The following is a 22,896-nucleotide window of genomic DNA, read 5'->3' on the forward strand; positions in this document are numbered from 1 at the left end:
ACTCCTAAATTTATTTTATATTATTTGCAATAACATCACCCATTTCTGCAGTAGAAACAACTTCTTTAGCATCATAAGCAGCTAAATCACCAGTTCTATAACCATCTTTTAATGCTTTTTTAATTGCTGCATCAATTTTGTCTGCTGCTTCAATTTCTCCTAAAGAGTATCTTAACATCATTCCAGCACTTTCAATTGTTGCAATTGGGTTAGCAATACCTTGTCCTGCAATATCAGGAGCTGAACCATGAATTGGCTCATAGATTGCTGTTTTGTCTCCAGTTGAAGCTGATGGTAATAATCCAATAGAACCAACAACCATAGAAGCTGTATCAGATAAAATATCACCAAAGATATTTCCAGTTACGATAACATCAAATTGTCTTGGGTTTCTTACAAGCTGCATTGCAGCATTGTCAACATACATATGAGATAATTCAACTTCTGGATAATCTTTTGCAATCTCTTCCATAGTGTCTCTCCATAATTGAGAAACTTCAAGAACATTAGCTTTATCAACAGAACAAACTCTTTTATCTCTTTTCATTGCTAATTCAAATGCTTGTTTACCAATTCTTTCAATTTCTGGTTTAGTATAAACCATAGTATTGTAAGCTTTAAAACCATCATTTTCTCTTGGTTGACCAAAATAGATTCCACCAATTAGCTCTCTTACGATCATAATGTCAACACCTTCAATAACTTCAGGCTTAAGTGTTGAAGCATTTACCAACTCATCATAAATAATTGCTGGTCTTAAGTTTGCATAAACTTCCATTGCTTCTCTGAATTTTAAAAGTCCAGTTTCTGGTCTTTTATCCCTTGGTAAAGTATCCCATTTCTCTCCACCAATTGCTCCAAATAAACAAGCATCAGAGTTTAATACTCCAGTAACAGTCTCAGCTGGTAATGGATCACCTGTAACATCAATAGCAATACCACCCATTAAATATTCTTTGTACTCTAAAGAGAACCCACAAGAATAAGAAACTGCATCTAAAACTTTAATTGCTTCATCAACAATCTCTGGACCAATACCGTCACCTTTAATAATTGAAATATTATATTTTTTCATTATTTTTCAACTCCCATTTCAGCTTTTGCAAAATTAATTAAACCACCAGTAGAGATTAGCTCTTGCATAAACTCTGGGATTGGTATAAATTTATATGTTTTATCTGTAGTATTATTTGTAATTTCACCTGCATCTAAATCAATTGAAATTTCTTCACCCTCTTTGATCTCTAATGATTCAGGTAGTTCAAAAATTGGTAATCCCATATTAAATGCATTTCTATAAAAGATTCTTGCAAATGATGGAGCAACAACTGCTGCAACTCCAGCAGCTTTTAAAGCGATTGGTGCATGCTCTCTTGAAGAACCACAACCAAAGTTTTCTCCAGCAACAATAATATCACCTTTTTGTAATTTCTTTGGAAAATCAGGATCTGCATCTTCCATTACATACTTAGCTAAATGTTCTGGATCAGAGCTATTTAAATATCTAGCAGCAATGATAACATCTGTATCAATATTTGCCCCAAAATTCCAAACTTTTCCCGTTATTTTACTCATTTTAAACTTCCTTACTTACCATAAATTTTTATCTCAAAACTTCTTGGATATTTTTATAAAGTCCGTTATTTTATCTAAAAATTAAAAAATAATAGATTAAGTAAATAAAATTAAAGGTAATTTCAAATAGTTTCGGTATAATATATACCTTATCTTTAAAACAAATGAGGAATTTCCATTTATGAGCGCAAAAGATTTAAATAAAGAGATTGAACAGACGGTAAAAGAATACAAAGAATCTGTTCTAACGTATGAGAAACTTATTAAAATCTTTCCAAAAGCTCCTTCAGCTGCAAACGTTAAAAAACTTTTAGCTTTCACGCAACTATATAACGTAACACTTATTAGTTCACAAGAACAAGCAAAAAGAATGAATGCTGAAGAGGCAAAAAAGAAAGAAGACCTAAGAAACAAAATGAAAGAAAACGATGAAGATGTTTTCGACTTACTTAAAAACAAAGAGCTTTTAGAGTGGTCAAGATCAGATTCACCGGTTAGAATGTATTTAAGAGAAATGGGTCAAATTCCACTTCTTACAAAAGAAGAAGAAATTGAAATTTCTAAAAAGATTGAAATGGGTGAAGATATCATTCTTGATGCAATCTGTTATGTTCCTTACTTAATTGATTTCATCTTAGAATATAAAGAGCCTTTAGTAAACAGAGAAAGAAAAGTAAAAGAATTATTCAGAAACTTTGATGATGAAGACTCTGATGACTCTTCAGAAACGGAAGAAGTTGAAGAGACTGAAGAAGAAACTGAAGATGAAAAATCTTCTAAAAAAACTAAAAAACTTGATAAAAGAGCTGAAACAATTATTGCAGCATTTAAAGTTTTAGAAAAAGCAAAAAAAGATTGGCTTAAATTCCAAACTAAAGAAGAAGCAAAATCAGATACAGAACAAGATCAAATGCAATTTAATCTTGCTGCTGCATTTAAAAAGAGAGTTGTAAAAGATGCTCTTACTGACTTAGGACCTACTTCTAAGCTTATTTCTGAGATTGTAAAAGCAATGGAAACAGCACTTAAATCAGATACTGGTTTTGAAACAGAATTAAAAAAATTAGAGTATAAATTACCTCTATTCAATGATATTTTATTAAAAAACCACCAAAAGATTTTAGATAATATTATTAATTTATCAAAAGCACAAATTACTTCTATGGTTCCTGAAGCAACTATGGTTTCTACTTATATGGAAATCAAAAAACTGTTCCAAACAGCAGAAGCTTCTAAAGGTGGATTTGATTTAGAGCCTGAAGAACTTGTGGATGTATTAGAACAAATCAAAAGAGGTAAGAAGATTACTGACCAAGCTAAAACTAGAATGGCAAAATCAAATCTTAGACTTGTTGTATCTATTGCAAAAAGATATACAAATAGAGGTTTACCTTTCTTAGACTTAATCCAAGAAGGAAATATTGGTCTTATGAAAGCAGTTGATAAGTTTGAATATAAAAAAGGTTATAAATTTTCTACTTATGCAACTTGGTGGATTAGACAAGCAATTTCAAGAGCAATTGCTGACCAAGCTAGAACTATTAGAATTCCAATTCATATGATTGAAACTATTAATAGAATTAATAAAATCATCAGAAAAGGTATTCAAGAAAATGGTAAAGAGCCAGATGTAGAGGAAATCTCAAAAGAAGTAGGATTACCTGTTGATAAAGTAAAACAAGTAATTAAAATCACTAAAGAACCTGTATCACTTGAAGCTCCTATTGGATCTGATGATGATGGTAAATTTGGGGACTTCGTACCTGATGAAAAAGCTCCAACTCCAATTGATAATATTATGAAAGATGACTTACAAGGTCAAATTGATCAAATATTAGCACAACTGAATGAAAGAGAACAAGCAGTTGTTAGAATGAGATTTGGACTTATGGAAGATGCGAGTGATAGAACACTAGAAGAGATTGGAAAAGAACTTTCTGTAACAAGAGAAAGAGTTAGACAAATTGAATCAAGTGCTATTAAAAAGCTTAAGCATCCAAAAGTAGGTAAAAACCTTAAAAACTACGTAGAAAGCTAATAAAATGAATTTTTTTGAAGAATGGGTTGAACTAGATTTAAATCCGGTTATTTCCTTTTCCTCAAGTGGAAAACTTCTGTTTTCTAATCATGAAGCTCAATTTTTGTTTAATAGAATTAAACAAAAAGAGCTTTTTGATTTAACTTTAAAATATGCACCTAAGACTTTTGGTGTAGAAACTACATATATAGATTTAAGTATAGAAAACTACACTTTTTATGCTATTACTGTTAAGTATGATAATGAAGATGAAATCCATATGAAACTTTATAAAAGTGCTATGGTGAAAAAAGACTCTCAATTAAGTACAAAAAATACTAATATCACAAACATATTTACACTTGTAGATTTAGCTATTTCAAGTAAAAAAATAAAATCTGCTAGTAAGTTTATCAAAAACTATGACCCTTCTATTCCAGAGTTTAAAATCAATGCAAAAGAGTTTATTAAAACACTTAATCTTATATATGATGCATTTGATGAGAGTGAAATAGTAACTACATCTGTAATTTTAAAGATTGGTGAATATATTAAAATTGATGGAAAGAAATACTCAATTATAAGTGTTGAGATAAGTTCTAGTAACAATATAGACTTAGACTCATTTAACTATGAAGATGAACAAGCCTCATTTATAGTTACAAAACTACAAGATAAAGTTTCTATTGACCTTCCTTTAATTATAAAGTAAGGTCAAGAAACTTTTTACTCTTCTTCTAACTTATTTTTAAAAACAAGCTTTGAAAGTAATGTTCCTAAAGGGACAACACCAAGTCCAATTAAAAATGGAACTGCTAGAAAAATACCATTGTTATTTAATGCAAAGAAACCAAAAATCAAAGAACCATAACCAAGTATTCTATATATAGATACAAAACCACCTGCTGATGTAAATGCATTTTTTATAGAGTGCTTTTTTACCTTTGATTTTTCATCTTTAATTATCTCTTTAATTTTCTCTGTTGTTAATTCCTCTTCTGGAATCTCTTCATACTCAGAGTATAAATCAAAGGGATCATCTATTTCATCTACTTTGTCTCTATCTTCTAAAGATTGATGTTCACTTTTTTCTTCAAATGTTGATAGTCGATTGTTTACATTTCTTCTATAAGCTAGAAATGAGGCAAGTGTTACAAATAAAGAACCTAAAAAAGCAACTTGAGTATTTAAAGCCCAAGTTGCACTTTGAAAGATTAAAGAGTAAATTATTAATATTGCATCAAGTACTAAAAATACCTTTGCAAAATTGATTATATATTTATTATTTGTCATCTACTTCTGATTTATCGCCATATTTTGCTCTGTGAGCATATCTAGGGTCATTTTCTAAACCTTCATACTCTTTTTTAGCTCTTTTGTATGCTTTTTGAATATTAAGTCCAGCTGCTGCTATACCCCAAAAAATACCTAGCCATAAAGTCCATTCATAACCTGTCCAAGTTTTAAGACCATATCCAATACCAAAACCTATTGCAACTGCTGCAACAAGTGAAATACCTAAAGATAGATTATCTAAAGCTCTAAGTTTATTTTGGTGTTTTGGTGTTTCTTCAACATTTTTATTATTTTCCATTTATTTACCTATTTAATATATGAACAACAATAATCAGTTATTGTTTTTACTTTAATATCAAAGCTTGAGTTTGCAGGAACATCAAAAGAAGTATCAGCTATATATGTATTCCATGTATCAGAATCTTTTAATTTAACTTCTACTTCTCCAGCAAGAATTTCCATTAGCTCTGCTTGATTTGTACCAAATGTATACTCTCCAGGCATCATAATACCTAAAGATTTACTTTCACCATTTTCATCAATAAATGATCTACTTGTAACATTTCCATCGAAATATACATTTGCTTTTTTTGTTAATTCAACATTTTTAAAAGTTGACATTTATATTTTCCTTTTTATAAGTTTTGCATTACTTCATCAGCTGCAGCAATACACTCATCAATCATAGAATCAGACATTACAGTTGAGATAAATCCAGCTTCATATTGAGAACAAGCAAAATAGAAACCTTTTTTAATCATCTCATGGTGGAACTTACCAAATCTTTCAAAATCACAAAGTGCACTTACTTCTTTAAAGTTTGTTGGCATTTTATCAGCAAAGAAGAATCCAAACATTGAACCTCTTGTATCAACTTGAAGACCAATATTGTTTTTACTTGCTACTTCTTTTAAACCCTCTACTAACTTAACAGCTTTTCTATTTAACTCTGTATGTAAGTTTGGAATTGATTTTAATTTTCTTAAACTTGTAAGTCCTGCTGCCATAGCAACTGGGTTTCCACTTAAAGTTCCTGCTTGGTAAACTGCACCATCTGGACTTAAATGTCCCATGATTTCTTTAGAAGCAGCAAATGCACCAACAGGCATACCTGCTCCAATTACTTTACCGAAAGTAATAATATCAGCATCAGGTTCAACTATTCCACTAGCCCCTGTTAATGAAGCTCTAAATCCAGTCATAACTTCATCAAAAATCAGTAAAGCTCCATGTTTATCACAAAGTGCTCTACACTCAATTAAAAACTCTTCACTTGCTGGAACTAATCCCATGTTTCCTGCAATTGGTTCAATAATAATACAAGCAATATCACTTGATTCTTCAAAACATTTTCTTAAGCTTTCGATGTTGTTATATTCACAAAGAAGTGTATGTTTTGTTAAATCTGCTGGAACTCCAGGAGAGCTTGGGCTTCCAAATGTAGCCATACCTGAACCTGCTTGAACTAATAAAGAATCAGAGTGTCCATGGTAACACCCCTCAAATTTAACAATATCATTTCTTCCCGTTACACCTCTTGCTAATCTAATTGCAGACATAGTAGCTTCAGTACCAGAACTTACAAATCTTACTTTGTCAATATTCTCATACATTTCAACAATTTCACTTGCTAATTCAGTTTCTAAAATTGTTGGTGCACCAAAAGAAAGACCTTTTTTAACTGTTTCAATTACTGCTTCTTCAATCTCTTCATCACAATGTCCGAATATTAGTGGTCCCCAACTTTGAACAAAGTCTAAGTATTTGTTACCATCTACATCTACTAAATAAGCACCCTCACCTTTTTCAATAAATGGTGGTGTTCCCCCTACGCTTTTAAAAGCTCTAACTGGTGAGTCAACACCCCCAGGGATTACTTGGCAAGCTTCTTCATAAGCTTCAATTGATTTTTCAAACATTATGTATCCTATTTATCATTATTTTTTATAATTAAAAGCAACATTCTACTATAATTGCGTTATGAAACTTATTATACTAGCGTTTATTTTATCAATAACTCTTCACTTTTTATTTTTGACTAAAATCGAAACACCTAAAGAGCAGATGTCTGACAAACCAGCAAGCTCAAAAAAAATTGATAAATCTTCTGTGCACTTTGTAAAACTACAACCAAAAGCGCAGCCTAAAAAACAAACAAAACCAAAACAAGAGAAAGTAGAACCTAAAAAACAAGATAGACCAAAAAAATATAAAGAAGTAAAACTACCTAAAAAAGAAATAACTAAAAGAGAGGTTGTAAAACAACCAAAAAAGGTTCAAAAAAGACCAAGACCAAAGGTAGAGGCAAAACCTACATTTACAAAGGATATTCCTAAAAAAACACAAAGGGAAAAAGATATAGAAAAAAGGTCATTAGAGAACTTTTTACTTGCAGAACCAGTTCCTTTAGATAAAGAGATGCTTGATGATATAACTAAAAGCTACATCAATCTTTATGGGGAAGAGTACAACTCTTTTACAAAGGTTCAAAAAGTATTTTTACAAAAAAATCTTAAAGATATAGGAAGAATTACTCAAAGCTACTTAAGGTATCCACATATTGCAGTGCGTACTGGTCAACAAGGAATGAATATAGTTGAGTTTACTCTTCATCCAAATGGTGATATTACGGATTTAAGAATTAGCAATACTTCTGGGTACTCAAGTTTAGATGAAAATACGGTGGAAACAATTGAGTATGCATACAAAGATTATCCAAGACCAAAAACAGCTACAAAAATAAAAATATACGTTTACTACAAGTTGTATTAATGTATAATACGAAAAATTTATAATTTATATAATTAAAATCAAGGTTTTAAATGCTTACAGATAAGATTAGAAATAAAGAGAATGGAATATTATTATACGGAATTACACCGCCAAAAGTAAAACATACAGAAGAAGAGATAAAAGAGATTGCTAAAAAACATGTTGAAAGAATTTCAAGTCTAAATGTTGATGGTTTAGTTCTTTATGATATTCAAGATGAATCAGATAGAACAGATGAAAAAAGACCTTTTCCTTTTATTAAAACAATTAATCCTTGTGAGTACTCAAAAAACTATTTACAAGATTTAAAAACTCCAAGAATTGTTTATAGAGCAGTTGGAAATTATACAGCAAAGCAGTTTGCAACTTGGCTTGAAAGTACAAAGGCAACTCAAGTACACTCTGTATTTGTTGGAGCAGCAAGTCATGAGCAACAAACAAATATCACATTAAAAGAAGCATATGGTATAAAAAAAGAGGTAAATGATAATCTTTGCCTTGGTGGAATTGCAATTCCAGAAAGACATATGAAAAAACATGATGAACACTTAAGAGTATTTTCTAAACAAAATAGTTCGTGTGAGTATTTTATTACTCAGTGTGTTTATGATGTACATGCTGCAAAAACATTTTTAACAGACTATGCAAAATATGCAAAAGAAAATAATATTGAGCCTGTGCCAATTATTTTTACTTTAACTCCTTGTGGTAGTTCTAAAACACTTGATTTTATGAAGTGGTTAGGAATCAATATTCCAAACTATTTAGAAGAGGATTTAAAAGAGTCTGGTGATATTTTATCTGACTCAGTAAAACTTTCAAGGGATATCTTTGAAGACCTATTTAAATATGGTAAAAAAAGAGGTATTCCAGTTGGTTGTAATATTGAGAGTGTAGCTATTAGAAAAGCTGAAATTGATGCTTCAGTTGAGCTACTAGAAGAAATTAGACAAATAATTAAAGATAATAAATAAGAAATAAAAGGTAGTTTTACTACCTCTTTCTTAAGAAAATTCATGCCTGGTCGTTTAGCTATTTATGATGATATATCTTTTAAAGAAGATGCAAAGCTTCTTATAAAAAATGATATGATTCAAACCTTGAATCCAAGATATAACCTTCCTCCAACCCTTCCCATACCTGCACTTTTAAACAATGGAAACTATTTATATACTCACTTTGGATATTTGCCTTCTTGGGCAAAAGATAAAAAAGGAATGAATATAAATGCAAGAAGTGAATCTATCTTTGAAAAACAGACATTTAGAGATTCATTTAGATTTAGAAGATGTATTATTCCTATAAATGGTTTTTATGAGTGGAAAATAGAAGATAAAGAGAAAACACCCTATTTTGTAAAAGATATAAAAAATGACTATTTAGCTCTTGCAGGTATTTGGGATGAATATTTTGATATTGAGTTAAATATGAAAATAGTAACTGTTGCATTAATTACTTGTGATGCAAATGAAAAACTAGGAGAAATTCATCACCGTATGCCAGTAGTTTTAGAGAAAAAAGATTTTCAAAGATGGCTTTATAGCCAAAACTTAAAAGAGATAAACTCTTTATTTAATATCTATGAAAATGAAAAACTAGAACTTTATGAAGTCTCTTCAAATGTAAACAAAGTTTTATTTGATGAAAGTTCATGTATAAAAAAAGTTGAACAAGATAAACTTGGTCAACTTTCTCTTTTTTAGATTCTTTTTAAAACTTATTTTATAGTTGCTAGAACTAACTCTCTTAAAGTCTTACATGCCACAGCAGTTGAAACACCACTTGCATCAAACTTAGGACTAAGTTCTACTACATCAAGCCCTACTACATTTTCAAGTCTTGAAAGAATAGAAATAATTTTCATCATATCATGGAAATCAATTCCACCTGGTTCTGGTGTTCCAGTTCCAGGAAATACTGAAGGGTCTAAAACATCTAAGTCAATAGTGATATAAACTGGTTTATTAACTAAAAGCTCAACTCTTTCTTCTAAAGTATTGTAAGTAAACTTTTCTAAGTGAGAGTGCTCTTTTGCCCACTCAAACTCTTCTTTTAACCCACTTCTAATACAGAACTGATTTAATCTACCATCACCAATTTGGTCATAAATTCTTCTAAGAACAGTTGCATGACTTAAAGCTTCACCTAAATAATCATTTCTTAAATCTGTGTGAGCATCAAAATGAATAATATGTAAATCTTCATACTTTTTTGATAATGCTTTTACAGGTCCAAGAGATACTAAATGTTCTCCACCAATCATAACTGGAATCTTGTCAGCATCTATGATTTCTTGAGTCTTCTCTTGAATCATTCTAAGAGCAGTTTTTTTATCTCCAAAAGGAACTTCTAAATTTCCATAGTCAAAAAGTTTTAAATCTTCTAAATCTTTGTCTAAATATGGACTATAACTTTCTAGTCCCCAAGAGTCTTCTCTCATTGCACTTGGTGCAAATCTTGTTCCTGGTTTAAAAGATGTTGTTCCATCAAAGGGAACTCCAAATAATACTGCCTTTGACTCTTCAAAAGAGTCTTCAAATCCTATAAAAGTAGAGCTTTGTGCTTCCATTTTATAATCGCCTTTCAAAATTATACATATCCATATACCTAAATGCTAATAGATTTTCTAATATAGCAAATAGTGCAATAAAGTTAATAAAGGAACTCCCACCATATGAAAATAGAGGTAAAGGAAGTCCAACAACAGGTGCATAACCAATAACCATCAAAATATTAATACTCATATTTAAAAATATGAGAAGTCCAAGTCCGGAGGCGAAGGAACGAATTACATAATCATCATGGAAATAGTAATTAAAGGACAGTAGATGATAAATCAATAAACCATAAATAAATATAAGTCCAATAGCCCCTAAAAATCCATATCTTTCTACAAAATATGCAAAAATAAAATCACTTGTTGCAATAGGTAAAAACTTTAATTGTGTTTGTGTAGCTTCTTCGGCTTCTTTTCCAACTAAACCACCATTTCCAATTGCAATAATAGATTGTTGTACTTGATAACTAGGCTTCTCAGAAAGGAAATCTTTAATCCTTTTTTTCTGATAATCTTTAATCAAATTAGTATAAATAAAAGGTGAAGCTAAAGCAATGGTTACAAAAATAGTAGCCCATATTTTCCAGTTTACTCCAACTATAAATAAAATTCCATAACCAACTAATAATAATACTAAAGCAGTCCCCAAATCAGGCTCTTTTGCTATTAAAACAAAAGGAAGTAAAATATAAAAAGAGAAATATATAAAGTCTTTAAAACTATATCCTCTATCTTCTGGTGGCTTACTATGTATTAAATGTCCAAGCATAAGTATAAATACAGGTTTAAACAACTCACTTGGCTGAATTGTCATATTTAAAAATGGTAAACTAAGCCATCTTTTTGCACCTAATTTTGTAACACCCCAAAACTCAACCGCTAAAAGCAAAAATATCCCAAGCCAATACAAAATAGGAATTAGTCTAATATTTCTTCTAATTGGCAAGATAAATATTATAAAGAAAACAATTAATGAAATCGTAAAATAAATTAATTGTTTATTCGCTAATATACGATTTGTTTCACTTATAAGATTGTACGATAACAATATTAACGGCAATACAAATATAACTATTAAATAATCAAAATGTGAAATAATTCTTTTATCAAATAAACGCATAGTGAAAGAGTACCCAAATATGGATAAATTTTTTATTGTTCAAGAGACAAATAGATTGGATAAATTTTTAAGTTCTAAAATTGATGCTTCAAGAAATCAAATAGAACAGCTTGTAAATAAAGAGTACGTAAAAGTAGATGGTAAAACCTGTACAAAAAGAGGTTTAAAATTAAAGCAGAATCAAGAAGTAGAAGTTCACTTCCCTGAGGCAGAAATAAATCCCGTAAAAGATGAAAGCTTTGTAAAGGAATCTTTAGAGGGTAAAAATATTGAAATAATCTATGAAGATGAGTATATCTTAGTAGTAAATAAACCCTATAACTTAACAGTTCATGATGCTCCAAGTGTAAAAGATGCCACACTAGTTGATTGGTTAAAACTAAATAACTTCTCACTTTCAACTATAAGTGGAGAAGAAAGACATGGTATTGTTCATAGATTAGATAAGGGTACCAGTGGTGTAATGGTTATTGCTAAAACAAATGAGGCTCATACAGGACTTTCAAAACAACTTGAAGATAAAAGTATGGGAAGATACTATTTGGCAATCATTGATTTACCCCTAAAAGATGATGTAATTATAGAAAAACCAATAGCTAGAAACCCAAATAATAGACTTAAAATGTCAATTGAAGAAAATGGTAAAAATGCAAAATCTGCTTTTAGTAAACTATGTACTTCAAATAATGACAAATATGATTTAATAGCGTGTAAACTTTTCACAGGTAGAACACACCAGATAAGGGTACACTTGGGCTCTATGAATAGGCATATCTTAGGTGATAATTTATATGGATTTAAGGGCGAATTAAATAAAATAAATAGATTTTATTTGCATGCATACAATCTTTACTTAATTCATCCAATTACAAAAGAAAAAATGAGTTTTACTGCAAAACTTTCAGACGATATGCATGACTTTTTAACAAACAATTTTAATATGGAGCTTGTAAATGACAAAATTGATGAAGCTAACATCATTAAGTGCTTTAATTTTACTTCTTAGTGGATGTAGTTTAAAAAACTTTGATAATACAAAACCAAAAATAAATGAGACTCTTGAGGTAGTTGACTCTGCTTCTATTAGAACTCTTCCTGATATAAATGCTATTGCTTTTGAATGGAGAAAGGTTGATGATCCTAGAGTTACTGGATACCACTTTTATAGAGCGAATCTTCAAAAAGATGGCGCAAAACTAACACTAATTGATACAGTTGAAAATAGATATACAACTCACTATGTAGATGAAAATGTAGAACCTAGTACAAAATATGTTTATAAAATTTCTTCTGCAACTGCTACAGAGTTTGAATCAAGAACTACAAATGACTATGTGGTTTCAACTCTTCCACTTATGGAAGGAGTAAGTTTTATCCAAGCTATTTCAAATCTTCCAAGACAGATTAAAATTGTATGGAGACCTCATAGTAGTGAAAGAATTGAAAGTTATGAAGTTCAAAGAAAAACTCCTGCAACAAGCAAGTGGGAAGAGATTGAGACTTTAGATGGTAGATTACAAGCTGAATACATTGATTTAAATTTAGAAGATAATGTTGTTTATCACTATAGAGTTATTGGTAAAACATTTGATGGTTTAGAGACTATGCCAAGTGCTTTAGTAAAAGCTCAAACAAAACCTTTACCAGCAGGGATTTTAAGTTTAAAAGCAACAACGAACCTTCCAAGAAAGATTGCTTTAACTTGGGAACCTTCAAAATCTAATGATGTAGTTAAATATAATGTTTACAGAAGTACAGATGACCAAAGAGGTTTTGATGTTATAAAAACAGTTAATGCTAAAACTTTAAACTATGAAGATTTTGTTAATGAAGATGGAAAAGTATATTTCTACAAAGTAAGCTCTATTGATAAAGATGGTTTAGAAAGTAATTTAAATGTTAATTCTGTAATGGGTGTTACTTTAAATAAATTAAGAAAACCTGTAATGACTCTTGCTCAAATTCAAGGTGCTAAAGCTATTTTAAACTGGCAAGCAGGTGATGATAGAGCAGTTTCATATACTGTTTATAAAACTATTAAAGAAGGTTTCTTCAAAGATAAAACTATCAAATACCAAGATATTACAGCACTTAGATTTGAAGATAAAGATATTGTAAGAGGTGTGCAGTATAGCTATGCTATTCAAGCAGTTGATAAAAATGGAATTCACTCTGAGATTACAAAAGAAACAGAGCTTATTTTACCGAAGTTAGTGGAGATGAAGTAAATAAATGCCTCACATAGTATTTAATAAATCAAATAAAGAGTTAAAGGTACCATCAACAATTGATGGTACAAACTTTAACTTTGTTGCAAAATCATATAATTTTACAGACAAACCTAGAAAAACAGAGTATAAAATCTCTACAACAAGAGATAATAAAGAGTTTTTATTAACATTAAGACAAAAAGACGATAATTTACTTCTAAAGCCAGATAAGGTTACTAGAGTAAGTCCTGTTCAATTAATCAAAGACTCTTTAAACTCTTATGCAAAAATTACTGAGTCAGAAATTCTTTTTGCAAATACACAAAATGTAAATCAAAAAATTGAACCAACACAAGAGTATTTAAAAGATATTAACTATTTTTTAAATGATTTTGATACAGATAAAGAGATTCAAATTGAGATTGGTTTTGGTAGTGGAAGACATCTTTTACATCAAGCGAAAGAGAACCCAGACGTTCAATTTATTGGATTAGAGATTCATACTCCTTCTATTGAGCAACTTTTAAAACAAGTGAAAATCCAAGAATTAGATAATATCTTAGTTGTAAACTACGATGCTAGACTTTTTATGGAATTTATTAGATCTAACAAAGTTGGTAGAATCTTTGTTCACTTCCCTGTTCCTTGGGATAAAAAACCTCACAGAAGAGTTTATTCAACTGATTTTATCAATGAAGCATTAAGAGTATTAAAAGTAAACGGTACTTTAGAGTTAAGAACAGATAGTAGAAAATATTTTGACTACTGTACAGAGTTACTTACAAACCTTCCAAAGGGTAAAATTACAATAGATATAAATAAAGACCTTCCTGTATCAAGTAAATATGAAGATAGATGGAAAAAACAAGGTAAACATATCTATGATGTAGTTTTATTATGTGAGCAAGAAGATGAAGAGATAAACCATGACTTTGATTTCAACTTCAATGATGAAATTAACTTTGAAGAAACTATTAAAAATATCCCTACTAAAACTTTAGTTGAAAAAGACTATTTCGTACATGTAGAAGATGTTTTTGTTATAGAAAATGAGACTAATTCTGGACTTCTTCAAGTTACCTTTGGTAATTTTGATAGACCATTAAGTAAATATATTATTGTAAAAGATGGTAAAGCTTCATATTTTCAAGACTTACCTCTTCCTACAAGCTCAAATATAAAAGCACACAATAAAATAAAAGAGATATTAAAATAATGATACAAGCCAAAAATATATATCTTTCTTATGATGAAAACAAGTATGTTATCAAAAAAGGTAACTTCTCTATAAAAGAGAAAGAGTTTATATTTATTGGTGGAACTAGTGGTAGTGGAAAATCTACTTTACTAAAATCATTTTATGGTGAGATTCCTTTAAAACATGGAGAACTAAAGATTGCAGGTCAAAATGTTTTTGGAATAAAGGGAAAATCCCTAAGAAGTCTTAGAAAAGATATTGGAATTATCTTTCAAGACTATAAACTAATTGAAGAGTGGACTATTGAAGAGAATATTATGATTCCTCTTAAAATTAATGGTTACTCAAATGATATTTCAAGGGAACAAGCAACAAAACTTTTAAATCATGTAAAGCTATCACATAGAGCTGGGTATTATCCAAATGAGTTAAGTGGTGGTGAGCAACAAAGAGTTGCAGTGGCACGTGCACTTGCACATAATCCTAAAATAATCATCGCAGATGAACCAACAGGTAACCTTGATGATTACTCAGCTGAAGTTGTATGGAATCTTTTAAAAGGTGCAAATGAACAACTAGGTATTACAGTTGTTGTTGTAACACACAGAGTTCCAAAGAACTTTGGTATTAGATTTAGACAGTTATCTATTGAAGATGGGATAATTTATGAAGTTTCTTAAAAATACATTTGCTTTTGTTATTCCATTAACAGCAATGTTAATATCTTTTATTATCTATCTATTTTCTTCTAATATTTTAGAGAACTATAAAATAAAAATAGCAAATGATTACTCTATTGTAGTTATTACAAATACACCTTTAATAAAAGAAGAGATTACAGAACTTGCTGGTATCAATGTTGAGAAGATAATTACTTTAGAAAAAAAGTCTATTATTGATAATATTAAATCGGACCTATCAAGCTCTTCTATTAATTTATTAAAAAAGAAATTGCCACACTTTTATAAAATAAATCTAGAGGCATTTCCTACAACTAGCCAACTACAAACTATAAAAGATAAGCTATATGCAAATAAAAATGTTAGAAAAGTAGAAATTTTTTCTAAAAATCATAATAGTGTATATCTATTGATGCTTTTACTTAGTCAAATATCTTTTATACTTTTTAGTATCATTACAATATTTGCAATAATTATGATTTCTAAACAGATTAGAATATGGTTCTACGAACACCATGAAAAAATCACTATTTTAAAACTACACGGGGCATCTATTTTATATAGTTCTTCAACTATTTTAAAATATGCAATTATAAGTTCATTTATTTCATTCTTTATTGTATCTGCAATGTTTATTTACTTAGTAGATAATATTGGTGTATTATTACCTAATGACTTAGAGAATATTGTACAAGTAACTCTATCTTTAAATGAGTCACTTTCTAAGATTTTTCTTTTATCATTTGGTATTTCAATACTAACAATTATTGGTGTATTATTAAAGTATAAAATAAAATATGATTAAAAGATTAGCTTTACTATTTTTAGTATCAATCACTTTATTTGGAGCCTCTACTAAAAGTATTGATAAAAAAATTCAAAACAATAAACTAATTTTACAAAAAAATAAAAAAGCCCAAGAACAAAAAGATTTACAAATCAAAATTCTTGCAAAACAAATCAATAATCAAAATAGTGAACTAAGAAGATTAGAAAAAGCAATTACTATTATTAATGCTGATATTAAAAAACATCAAGGTCAATTAGTTGATGCAAAAAAAGCACTTAAGAGTCTACAGAAAGATTCAAGTGATTTAATAAAAGAAAAAAAAGATAGTGAAGAAAAGATTGTTGATACAATCATAAATGAGTTTTCATCTTCTATTGCATTAAAACTTGCAGGAGAAAGAAGTCTTCAAGAACTTATTGACTCAGAAGTTTATACCCTACTTTCTCAAAGCTCTAAAGATGAGATTATCAAAATAAACAATAGCTATGAACTATTAACTCAAAATAGAAAAGAGAATAAAAGAAAAATCAACCAAATTAGTACCTATATTGAAGATAGAATTAAAAAGAAAAAAGAGTTAAATATTCTAAAAAAGACTCACTCTAAATCTTTAATATCACTTGAAAGAAAACACAAAGAGTATCAAGTAGAGTTAAAAAAGACTGTACAAAAGCAAGACTCTTTAAAACAACTTCTTGGAAAACTAAATATTCTTAAAAAAGAAGAGATAGAAAAACAAAGAAAAGCTGCAATTGCAAAAGCCAAAAGACTTGCAGCACAAAAGAAAAGAAGAAAAACACAAGAAAAATCAACTAAGTATGAAGTTAGTGATGAAGATAGAAATAACAGCTATGCAAAAAATCTTGATATAGATGTTAGAATGATTGGTTCTTCTACTTCTGGAATTAAGATTTCAAAATATAGAGGAAGAAAAACTATTGCTCCCCTTGATTCATTTCAGGTTGTAAAAAAGTTTGGAAAATATTATGATCCAGTTTATAAAATCAAACTATTTAATGAATCAATTGTACTAAAAACAAAAAAACCTCAAGCAAAAGTAAAATCAATTTTTAATGGAAAGATTGTTTATGCAAAGAAAGATGCAGGTATGCTTGAAAATGTTGTAATTATACAACATAGAAATGGTTTACACACAATATATTCTCACTTAGACCAGATTTCACCATCTTTAAAAGTAGGAAGATGGATAAAAAAAGGTTATGTTGTTGGAAGAGTTAATAACACCCTTACCTTCCAAGCTACCAAGAATGAGATGCACATAAATCCTAAAGATCTTTTCAAAATATAATAAAAATCATTATAAATTATTAAATAAAAATAAAATTAAACTTTTATATATTTTTTCTTATATTTTTTTAATATATTAAGCCTATTTTTTATAGAATAGCTACCTTAATAAAAGGTATGCAATGAGAAAAAATATTACGCTTTATACAATAGTTATGATTATTATGCTTTCAGTTACTATTTCCATATTCAGTCTTTATAATCTAAGAAAAACTGGGATTAAATCTGCAATTCACAATGCACAATCTATTTCAGAGGTTGTTAAAAGTGGACTAACTGCACATATGATTAATGGTAATATGCAAGACGTTGATACATTCATAAACTCTGCATCTAATATTAAAAACGTAGAACAATTATGGCTAGTAAGAAGTAAATTTGTTAATGAACAGTTTGCTTCCTCTCACTTAAAAAACCCTCCTAGAGATGACTTTGATAAAAAAGCACTTGCAACAGGAAAAATGCAATATAAAATTGAAGAAGAGATTACAAGTACAACAGTAAGGGTTACTATTCCATACAATGCAGTTGCCGAAAAAGGAATTGACTGTTTAAAATGTCACCAAGTAGAACAAGGCACAACTTTAGGTGCTGTTTCTATTGTCTTAGATATTAGTACTATCAAAGAAATAGGTATTGAATCTATTTATGTAATTACTGTTTTGATTTTAACAACAATTATTTTATTTATCTTAGTTAGTAGAAGATTAATAAGTCCATATTTAAGACTATTTGACAAGTTTAAAATAAATATCAATCAAGCAACACATGGTAGATTTAAAGGAATTGTTCCACCAAGTGGATTATCTGCTGAGATGATTCACATTACAGAAGATTATAATAACTTAATTCAATCATTTAAAGACACTGCTGTTGATATTGATAAAAAACTTCAAGGGTTTGTTGGGTTTAAAGCTTCAAATAAAAATAGAAATCCACTTAAAGACTCAAAAGAGATTATTGATAATCTATCAAATCTATACCAATTTAAAAAACAAATTGAGTTAGATAATACAAAAGAAGAAATCTACGATAGATTAGCAGAAGTATTAAGAAATAAGTTTAACCTAAAGAATTTTTCATTTGTAGAAATCGATATGAAAAAACATAAAATGACTACAATGAAACAGTGTGGGGAATCTTTATATTGTGATGAAACTTTAAAAAACAACCCAGAAGTTTGTAGAGCAGCAAGAACAAAAAGTGATGTAATGTCAGTTCAGTTCCATAACACTTGCCCACACTTTGAAAGTGATAAACTATACTACTGTTTCAATGTAGATATTACTCAAAGTTTATATTTAATCATTAACTGTGTTTGCGATACACAAGAAGAGCTTGAAGAACTAAAAGAGAAGACTGTATTTATCAAAAGTTATCTAAAAGAGTCTGTACCTTCTATTGAAGTTAAACTTCTTATGAATGCCTTACAAGAGTCTGCATTTACAGATGGATTAACTGGTCTTTATAATAGAAAATTCCTAGAAGAGTATACTAAGAAAATGCTTCCTCAAGTAAAAAGAGATGGAACTAATATTGCACTTCTAATGCTTGATATGGACCACTTCAAAGCTGTAAATGATGAGTATGGTCATGATATTGGTGATAAAGTACTTAAAGAGCTTGCTAGAATTTTAAATGAGACAGTAAGAGAGTCAGATATCATCATTAGATATGGTGGTGAAGAGTTTATGATTTTACTTATGGGTGTAAACAGTGATGAGGATGCCTTAAGTGTAGCAAGAAAAATTGGTGACAAAGTTAGAGAAAATGAAATTGATGTTTATGCAGGGAATAAACTAAAGAAAACTGTTAGCTTAGGTCTTTCTATGTATCCAGAAGACTCTACATCATTTGAAACTGTTATCAAAAATGCTGATATTGCTTTATATGAAGCAAAAAATAGTGGTAGAGATAAGGTTGTTAGGTTTAAAGAAGAACAAGTATCTAGTGTTGACTTGTTTTAATATAGAAGCTAATTAAAATTAATTAGCTTCTACTAGTTGATTCTCATCAGCTATATAATCATGTTTAATACAGTGTTCACATCGAATAATATCATCATAATTAATAGTTGATAATTCTAACTCTTTAAACTCATCTTGTATTATTTTTATAGCCTCTTCATCAGCAGAATACAAAATAGATTTACCTTCTACATTTCCGCTAACTACCTTATCAGTTTTAGATAAAACATTTTTAAGACTCTCTTCCCAATAAGAGATTAACTCTTCGTTATCTTCTAACTCATCATAACGAATATCCCATTGGGCACAAAGGTCTGGTAAAAGGCCACATGTTCGCTTATCGTAAAAGTCGATTGTAATTCCTTGAAGTTTCATAATAAACTCCTTAATTATTATATAATTAATTCTATAACTAGCACTCTTAATAATAAAAGTAATAAAAAAATTAATTACTTAAATTAAGATTACTTCCGCAAAAGTTTTATAGTAAACTCTGCACCTTTATACTCTTGGTCTAAATATGAATACTCATGATTTGCCACAGAAATTTCCCCACCTAAATGTTTAGTAACAATTTGATTTGTCATATAAAGACCTATTCCTGTACCCTGTGACTGATGTTTAGTTGTAAAATACGGTTCAAAAATTTTATTAACATACTCTTTTTTTATTCCCATTGCATTGTCTTTTATGGTGATTATAAAATTCTCTTTTTTCTTAAATAAATCAATAAATACATATCTGTTAAATTCACTATCGTCAAGATTACTTAAAGCATCATTTGCATTATTTAATAGATTGATTAAAGCTTGAATAAATAGATTCTCATTGCATTCAAAAAATAAATCATCTTCAAGATTTAGTATTAAAGTTATATCTTTTGTTTTGTATGAATCCTTTACTAATGCAATTACTTTAAAAATAGCCTCTTTTAAATTAATACTCTTTTTAATTTGAGAATCAGAAAGAAAGAAGTTTCTAAAATCATCAATTGTAGATGAAAGATATTGGGCATATTTATTGATATTATCTAAATTTAGCATTAACTCCTCATCTTCTAATATTCCCATCTCTTTTTTTAGTTTTGTACCAGTTGCTACACTTGCAATTACAGATAAAGGTTGTCTCCATTGATGTGAGATATTACCTAACATCTCTCCTAAAGATGCAATTTTTGATTGCTGATACATCATCTCTTGATTTTTTATTTGCTCTGTTATATCAATGATATATCCAATAAAATTCACAACACAATTTTCATTATCTATTTCAGTTGCAGTATAATCAAGTACCCACTTTTCTTGACCACTTTTTGTGATTATTCGATAAGGTTCATGTTTAAAATAGTCTTTCTTCTTATTTAATGATTTTTTATATTCACTTTTTACTCTTATTAAATCATCTTTGTGAATACAATTAAAGTAGTCAATTTCATTGTTTAAAAACTCTTTTTTTGAGTACCCTAAAAGTTTTTTAATACTTAATGAAGCATATTCAATAGTCCAAATCTCATCATTTTTCCATTTTAGTAATACGGAATCACCTTTATCAAATAAGGATAATAATATTTGTTGAGACTTTGTTAAAGAGTTAGCAAGTATATTTAACTCTTTTAGTTCGTCTTCTCTTCTTTTTAATTCTGTTATATCATGTCCTATTCCTAAAACTCCAATGATATTATCATCTTTATCTTTCATTGCCTTTTTTGAAGTATGTAATAAAACCTCTCTTCCATCTGAAGCATAGGTTACTTTTTCTTCATTTTTATTTACACCCTTTGCTTTCATTGCTTTTTTATCATTCATTCTAAAAAAGTCAGCAAGTGGTTTATCGACATAGTCATAATCAGTTTTACCAACTATATTTCCCTCTTTATCACCAAAGAATTTTTCAAATTCTGAATTACAAGCTAAATACACACCATCTTGATCTTTTAGCCATACCATATCAGGAATTGTAAGTAAAATATTTTTAAGTAATATTTGTTTTTGATTTAACTGTTCTTCATATTTTTTTCTTAAAGAGATATCATTTATTGTCCATAAAATACCCTTAGACAAATCTGCTGGTCTATTTTCATCTAAAGCCTTTCCTGACATTCTACACCACACAGAAACATTATCTTTTCGCTTTAGTTTATACTCTATATCAAAAGTTCTATCTTCTATTAAACTAGGATGAGACTTTTTATAAAAATCTTTCCTCTTTTTTTCACTTATATGAAATATTGTAGTATGAAGTCCTATAAACTCTTTTGCAGACTCATAGCCCATTATTTGTGCAAACCTATAGTTTGCATTAAGTATTTCACCCTCTTTTGAAACATAAACAATTCCTGAGTGAGAGTTATCAAATAAAAGTTTTAAATTCTTTTCTCTATTTTTTAAAGTTGCAGTATATTCATGTTTTTCGATAGCTTTTGCAGCAATATTTGCATATGTCTCTATATATTTTAAATCATATACATTTGGGGAAGATGGCTTTTCATTATATATTGCAAAAGTACCTAAAACCTCATTACTTGAAGAAACAATAGGTTCAGACCAACAAGAATGAAGATTTGCTTTTTGCGTAAGTTCTACAAAGTTTTGCCAGTTTTCATGATTATTTATATTTTCTACAATAACTCTTTCTTTTAAAAAAGCAGCTGCACCACAAGAACCTATTTTTTCCCCAATTTCTATACCTTCAATTGCATCATTATAAAATTTTGGTAAAGAAGGAGCAAAACCTTTAATTAATCTATTTTTTGATTCATCTAATAAAAGAATTGAACACTTTAAAGGATAACATCTTTTTTCAGCAAGAAGTATAATTCTTTCTAAAATCTTTTCAAGGGAAGTTTCTATTGCTACATACTCTAACAACTCTTTATTATCTTTATAAATAATTTCATAGTGTTTTGTTGTGGTTATATCTTCAACTAATCCCCAAACAACTTTTTTACCGTTGTTATCTTCTAAACTAAAACCACTGATTCTAATAGGAAATCTCGTTCCATCTTTTTTTATATACTCTTTTTCATTTGGTCCAAACCGCTTATACTTATCCAAATCTTCAAACTGCTTTTTTTCTTGCTCTTCATAACCTTTTGGAGTAATGTCCCAAAAAGATAAAGATAAAAATTCATTTTTTGAATAACCTGTATAATCCAATAAAGCTTGGTTAACCTCTATAAACTTTCCTGTTTCTTGTTCAATCATTGCTATTCCAATAGGAGAAAGCTCAAATAATATTTTAAACTTTTCCTCTGAACAGGCTAATTTTAATATAGACTCAACCATAACGCAACCTCATCTTTACAGATTTTTGCAATTATAACAAATCTATTATTTTAAAAATACCTTTACTTTTACTTTAACTTTTTTTTATTAGATTTAATATTTTAATTAAAAATTTGTATAAT

The 22,896-nt window shown here is 29.0% G+C and carries 22 protein-coding genes; 12 read left to right on the forward strand and 10 right to left on the reverse strand.

What is annotated here, in order from left to right:
* Positions 1-10 precede the first annotated feature (10 nt).
* On the reverse strand, positions 11-1,075 hold the full coding sequence (gene leuB / locus CRV02_RS00275) for a 3-isopropylmalate dehydrogenase (protein ID WP_129088650.1): 1,065 nt from the start codon (positions 1,073-1,075) through the stop codon (positions 11-13).
* A complete protein-coding gene (locus CRV02_RS00280; protein ID WP_129088651.1) occupies positions 1,075-1,575 on the reverse strand; it encodes a 3-isopropylmalate dehydratase small subunit in 501 nt (166 codons plus the stop codon). Before CRV02_RS00280 ends, leuB begins: the two co-directional genes overlap by 1 nt.
* A 181-nt stretch (positions 1,576-1,756) precedes the next feature.
* On the opposite strand from CRV02_RS00280, the gene rpoD reads away from it, so the two are divergent.
* Entirely contained in the window at positions 1,757-3,613 is a 1,857-nt protein-coding gene (rpoD, locus tag CRV02_RS00285) for an RNA polymerase sigma factor RpoD (RefSeq protein WP_129088652.1), read from the forward strand.
* A gap of 4 nt (positions 3,614-3,617) precedes the next feature.
* Positions 3,618-4,304, forward strand: coding sequence for a hypothetical protein (locus CRV02_RS00290; RefSeq protein ID WP_129083646.1), 687 nt, complete (start codon positions 3,618-3,620; stop codon positions 4,302-4,304).
* Positions 4,305-4,318: 14 nt separating this feature from the next.
* Here CRV02_RS00290 and CRV02_RS00295 read toward each other — a convergent pair whose 3' ends face one another.
* The 4 genes from CRV02_RS00295 to hemL are packed head-to-tail and all read right to left on the reverse strand — an operon-like array spanning position 4,319 to position 6,807.
* A complete protein-coding gene (locus tag CRV02_RS00295; RefSeq protein WP_129088653.1) occupies positions 4,319-4,885 on the reverse strand; it encodes a hypothetical protein in 567 nt (188 codons plus the stop codon).
* Entirely contained in the window at positions 4,875-5,186 is a 312-nt protein-coding gene (locus CRV02_RS00300) for an AtpZ/AtpI family protein (protein ID WP_129083648.1), read from the reverse strand. The genes CRV02_RS00295 and CRV02_RS00300 overlap by 11 nt, the downstream gene beginning before the upstream one ends.
* A gap of 8 nt (positions 5,187-5,194) precedes the next feature.
* Positions 5,195-5,509: a pyrimidine/purine nucleoside phosphorylase gene (locus CRV02_RS00305; protein WP_129088654.1), complete on the reverse strand. Its 315-nt coding sequence runs from the start codon at positions 5,507-5,509 to the stop codon at positions 5,195-5,197.
* 14 nt (positions 5,510-5,523) lie between these two features.
* Complete coding sequence (hemL, locus tag CRV02_RS00310) at positions 5,524-6,807, reverse strand: glutamate-1-semialdehyde 2,1-aminomutase (protein ID WP_129088655.1); 1,284 nt, start codon at positions 6,805-6,807, stop codon at positions 5,524-5,526.
* A gap of 61 nt (positions 6,808-6,868) precedes the next feature.
* Here hemL and CRV02_RS00315 point away from each other — a divergent pair, with 61 nt between their 5' ends.
* Genes CRV02_RS00315 through CRV02_RS00325 form a run of 3 tightly spaced genes read left to right on the forward strand, consistent with a single transcriptional unit; the run spans position 6,869 to position 9,363 of the window.
* Positions 6,869-7,660, forward strand: coding sequence for an energy transducer TonB (locus CRV02_RS00315; protein WP_129088656.1), 792 nt, complete (start codon positions 6,869-6,871; stop codon positions 7,658-7,660).
* A gap of 50 nt (positions 7,661-7,710) precedes the next feature.
* Positions 7,711-8,634: a methylenetetrahydrofolate reductase gene (locus CRV02_RS00320; RefSeq protein WP_129088657.1), complete on the forward strand. Its 924-nt coding sequence runs from the start codon at positions 7,711-7,713 to the stop codon at positions 8,632-8,634.
* A 42-nt stretch (positions 8,635-8,676) separates the two neighbouring features.
* Positions 8,677-9,363, forward strand: a complete 687-nt coding sequence (locus tag CRV02_RS00325) for an SOS response-associated peptidase (RefSeq protein ID WP_129088658.1) — start codon at positions 8,677-8,679, stop codon at positions 9,361-9,363.
* A 14-nt stretch (positions 9,364-9,377) separates the two neighbouring features.
* Here CRV02_RS00325 and speB read toward each other — a convergent pair whose 3' ends face one another.
* Both speB and CRV02_RS00335 read right to left on the reverse strand, forming a co-directional pair.
* Positions 9,378-10,229, reverse strand: coding sequence for an agmatinase (speB, locus tag CRV02_RS00330; protein WP_129088659.1), 852 nt, complete (start codon positions 10,227-10,229; stop codon positions 9,378-9,380).
* Position 10,230: 1 nt separating this feature from the next.
* Positions 10,231-11,337, reverse strand: a complete 1,107-nt coding sequence (locus CRV02_RS00335) for an FtsW/RodA/SpoVE family cell cycle protein (protein ID WP_129083655.1) — start codon at positions 11,335-11,337, stop codon at positions 10,231-10,233.
* Between the two features lie 19 nt (positions 11,338-11,356).
* Between CRV02_RS00335 and CRV02_RS00340 the strand changes: the two genes are divergently transcribed.
* The 7 genes from CRV02_RS00340 to CRV02_RS00370 all read left to right on the forward strand — a co-directional run bounded on the left by CRV02_RS00340 (position 11,357) and on the right by CRV02_RS00370 (position 19,490).
* Positions 11,357-12,343, forward strand: coding sequence for an RluA family pseudouridine synthase (locus CRV02_RS00340; protein WP_129088660.1), 987 nt, complete (start codon positions 11,357-11,359; stop codon positions 12,341-12,343).
* Entirely contained in the window at positions 12,291-13,565 is a 1,275-nt protein-coding gene (locus tag CRV02_RS00345; RefSeq protein ID WP_129088661.1) for a fibronectin type III domain-containing protein, read from the forward strand. Before CRV02_RS00340 ends, CRV02_RS00345 begins: the two co-directional genes overlap by 53 nt.
* A gap of 4 nt (positions 13,566-13,569) precedes the next feature.
* Entirely contained in the window at positions 13,570-14,763 is a 1,194-nt protein-coding gene (gene trmB / locus CRV02_RS00350) for a tRNA (guanosine(46)-N7)-methyltransferase TrmB (protein WP_129088662.1), read from the forward strand.
* Entirely contained in the window at positions 14,763-15,425 is a 663-nt protein-coding gene (locus CRV02_RS00355; RefSeq protein ID WP_129083659.1) for a cell division ATP-binding protein FtsE, read from the forward strand. The genes trmB and CRV02_RS00355 overlap by 1 nt, the downstream gene beginning before the upstream one ends.
* Entirely contained in the window at positions 15,412-16,230 is an 819-nt protein-coding gene (locus tag CRV02_RS00360; RefSeq protein WP_129083660.1) for a cell division protein FtsX, read from the forward strand. Before CRV02_RS00355 ends, CRV02_RS00360 begins: the two co-directional genes overlap by 14 nt.
* On the forward strand, positions 16,223-17,524 hold the full coding sequence (locus CRV02_RS00365) for a murein hydrolase activator EnvC (protein ID WP_129088663.1): 1,302 nt from the start codon (positions 16,223-16,225) through the stop codon (positions 17,522-17,524). Before CRV02_RS00360 ends, CRV02_RS00365 begins: the two co-directional genes overlap by 8 nt.
* 121 nt (positions 17,525-17,645) lie before the next feature.
* Positions 17,646-19,490, forward strand: a complete 1,845-nt coding sequence (locus CRV02_RS00370) for a GGDEF domain-containing protein (protein ID WP_129088664.1) — start codon at positions 17,646-17,648, stop codon at positions 19,488-19,490.
* A gap of 18 nt (positions 19,491-19,508) precedes the next feature.
* On the opposite strand, the gene CRV02_RS00375 is transcribed toward CRV02_RS00370, so the two are convergent.
* Complete coding sequence (locus CRV02_RS00375; RefSeq protein WP_129088665.1) at positions 19,509-19,865, reverse strand: hypothetical protein; 357 nt, start codon at positions 19,863-19,865, stop codon at positions 19,509-19,511.
* Positions 19,866-19,954: 89 nt separating this feature from the next.
* The gene (locus CRV02_RS00380) at positions 19,955-22,774 is read right to left on the reverse strand and encodes a PAS domain S-box protein (protein ID WP_129088666.1); all 2,820 of its coding nucleotides are present in this window, start codon (positions 22,772-22,774) and stop codon (positions 19,955-19,957) included.
* Between the last annotated feature and the right edge of the window lie 122 nt (positions 22,775-22,896).

The sequence above is a fragment of the Arcobacter sp. CECT 8989 genome, from assembly GCF_004116715.1.
GTDB lineage: Bacteria > Campylobacterota > Campylobacteria > Campylobacterales > Arcobacteraceae > Halarcobacter.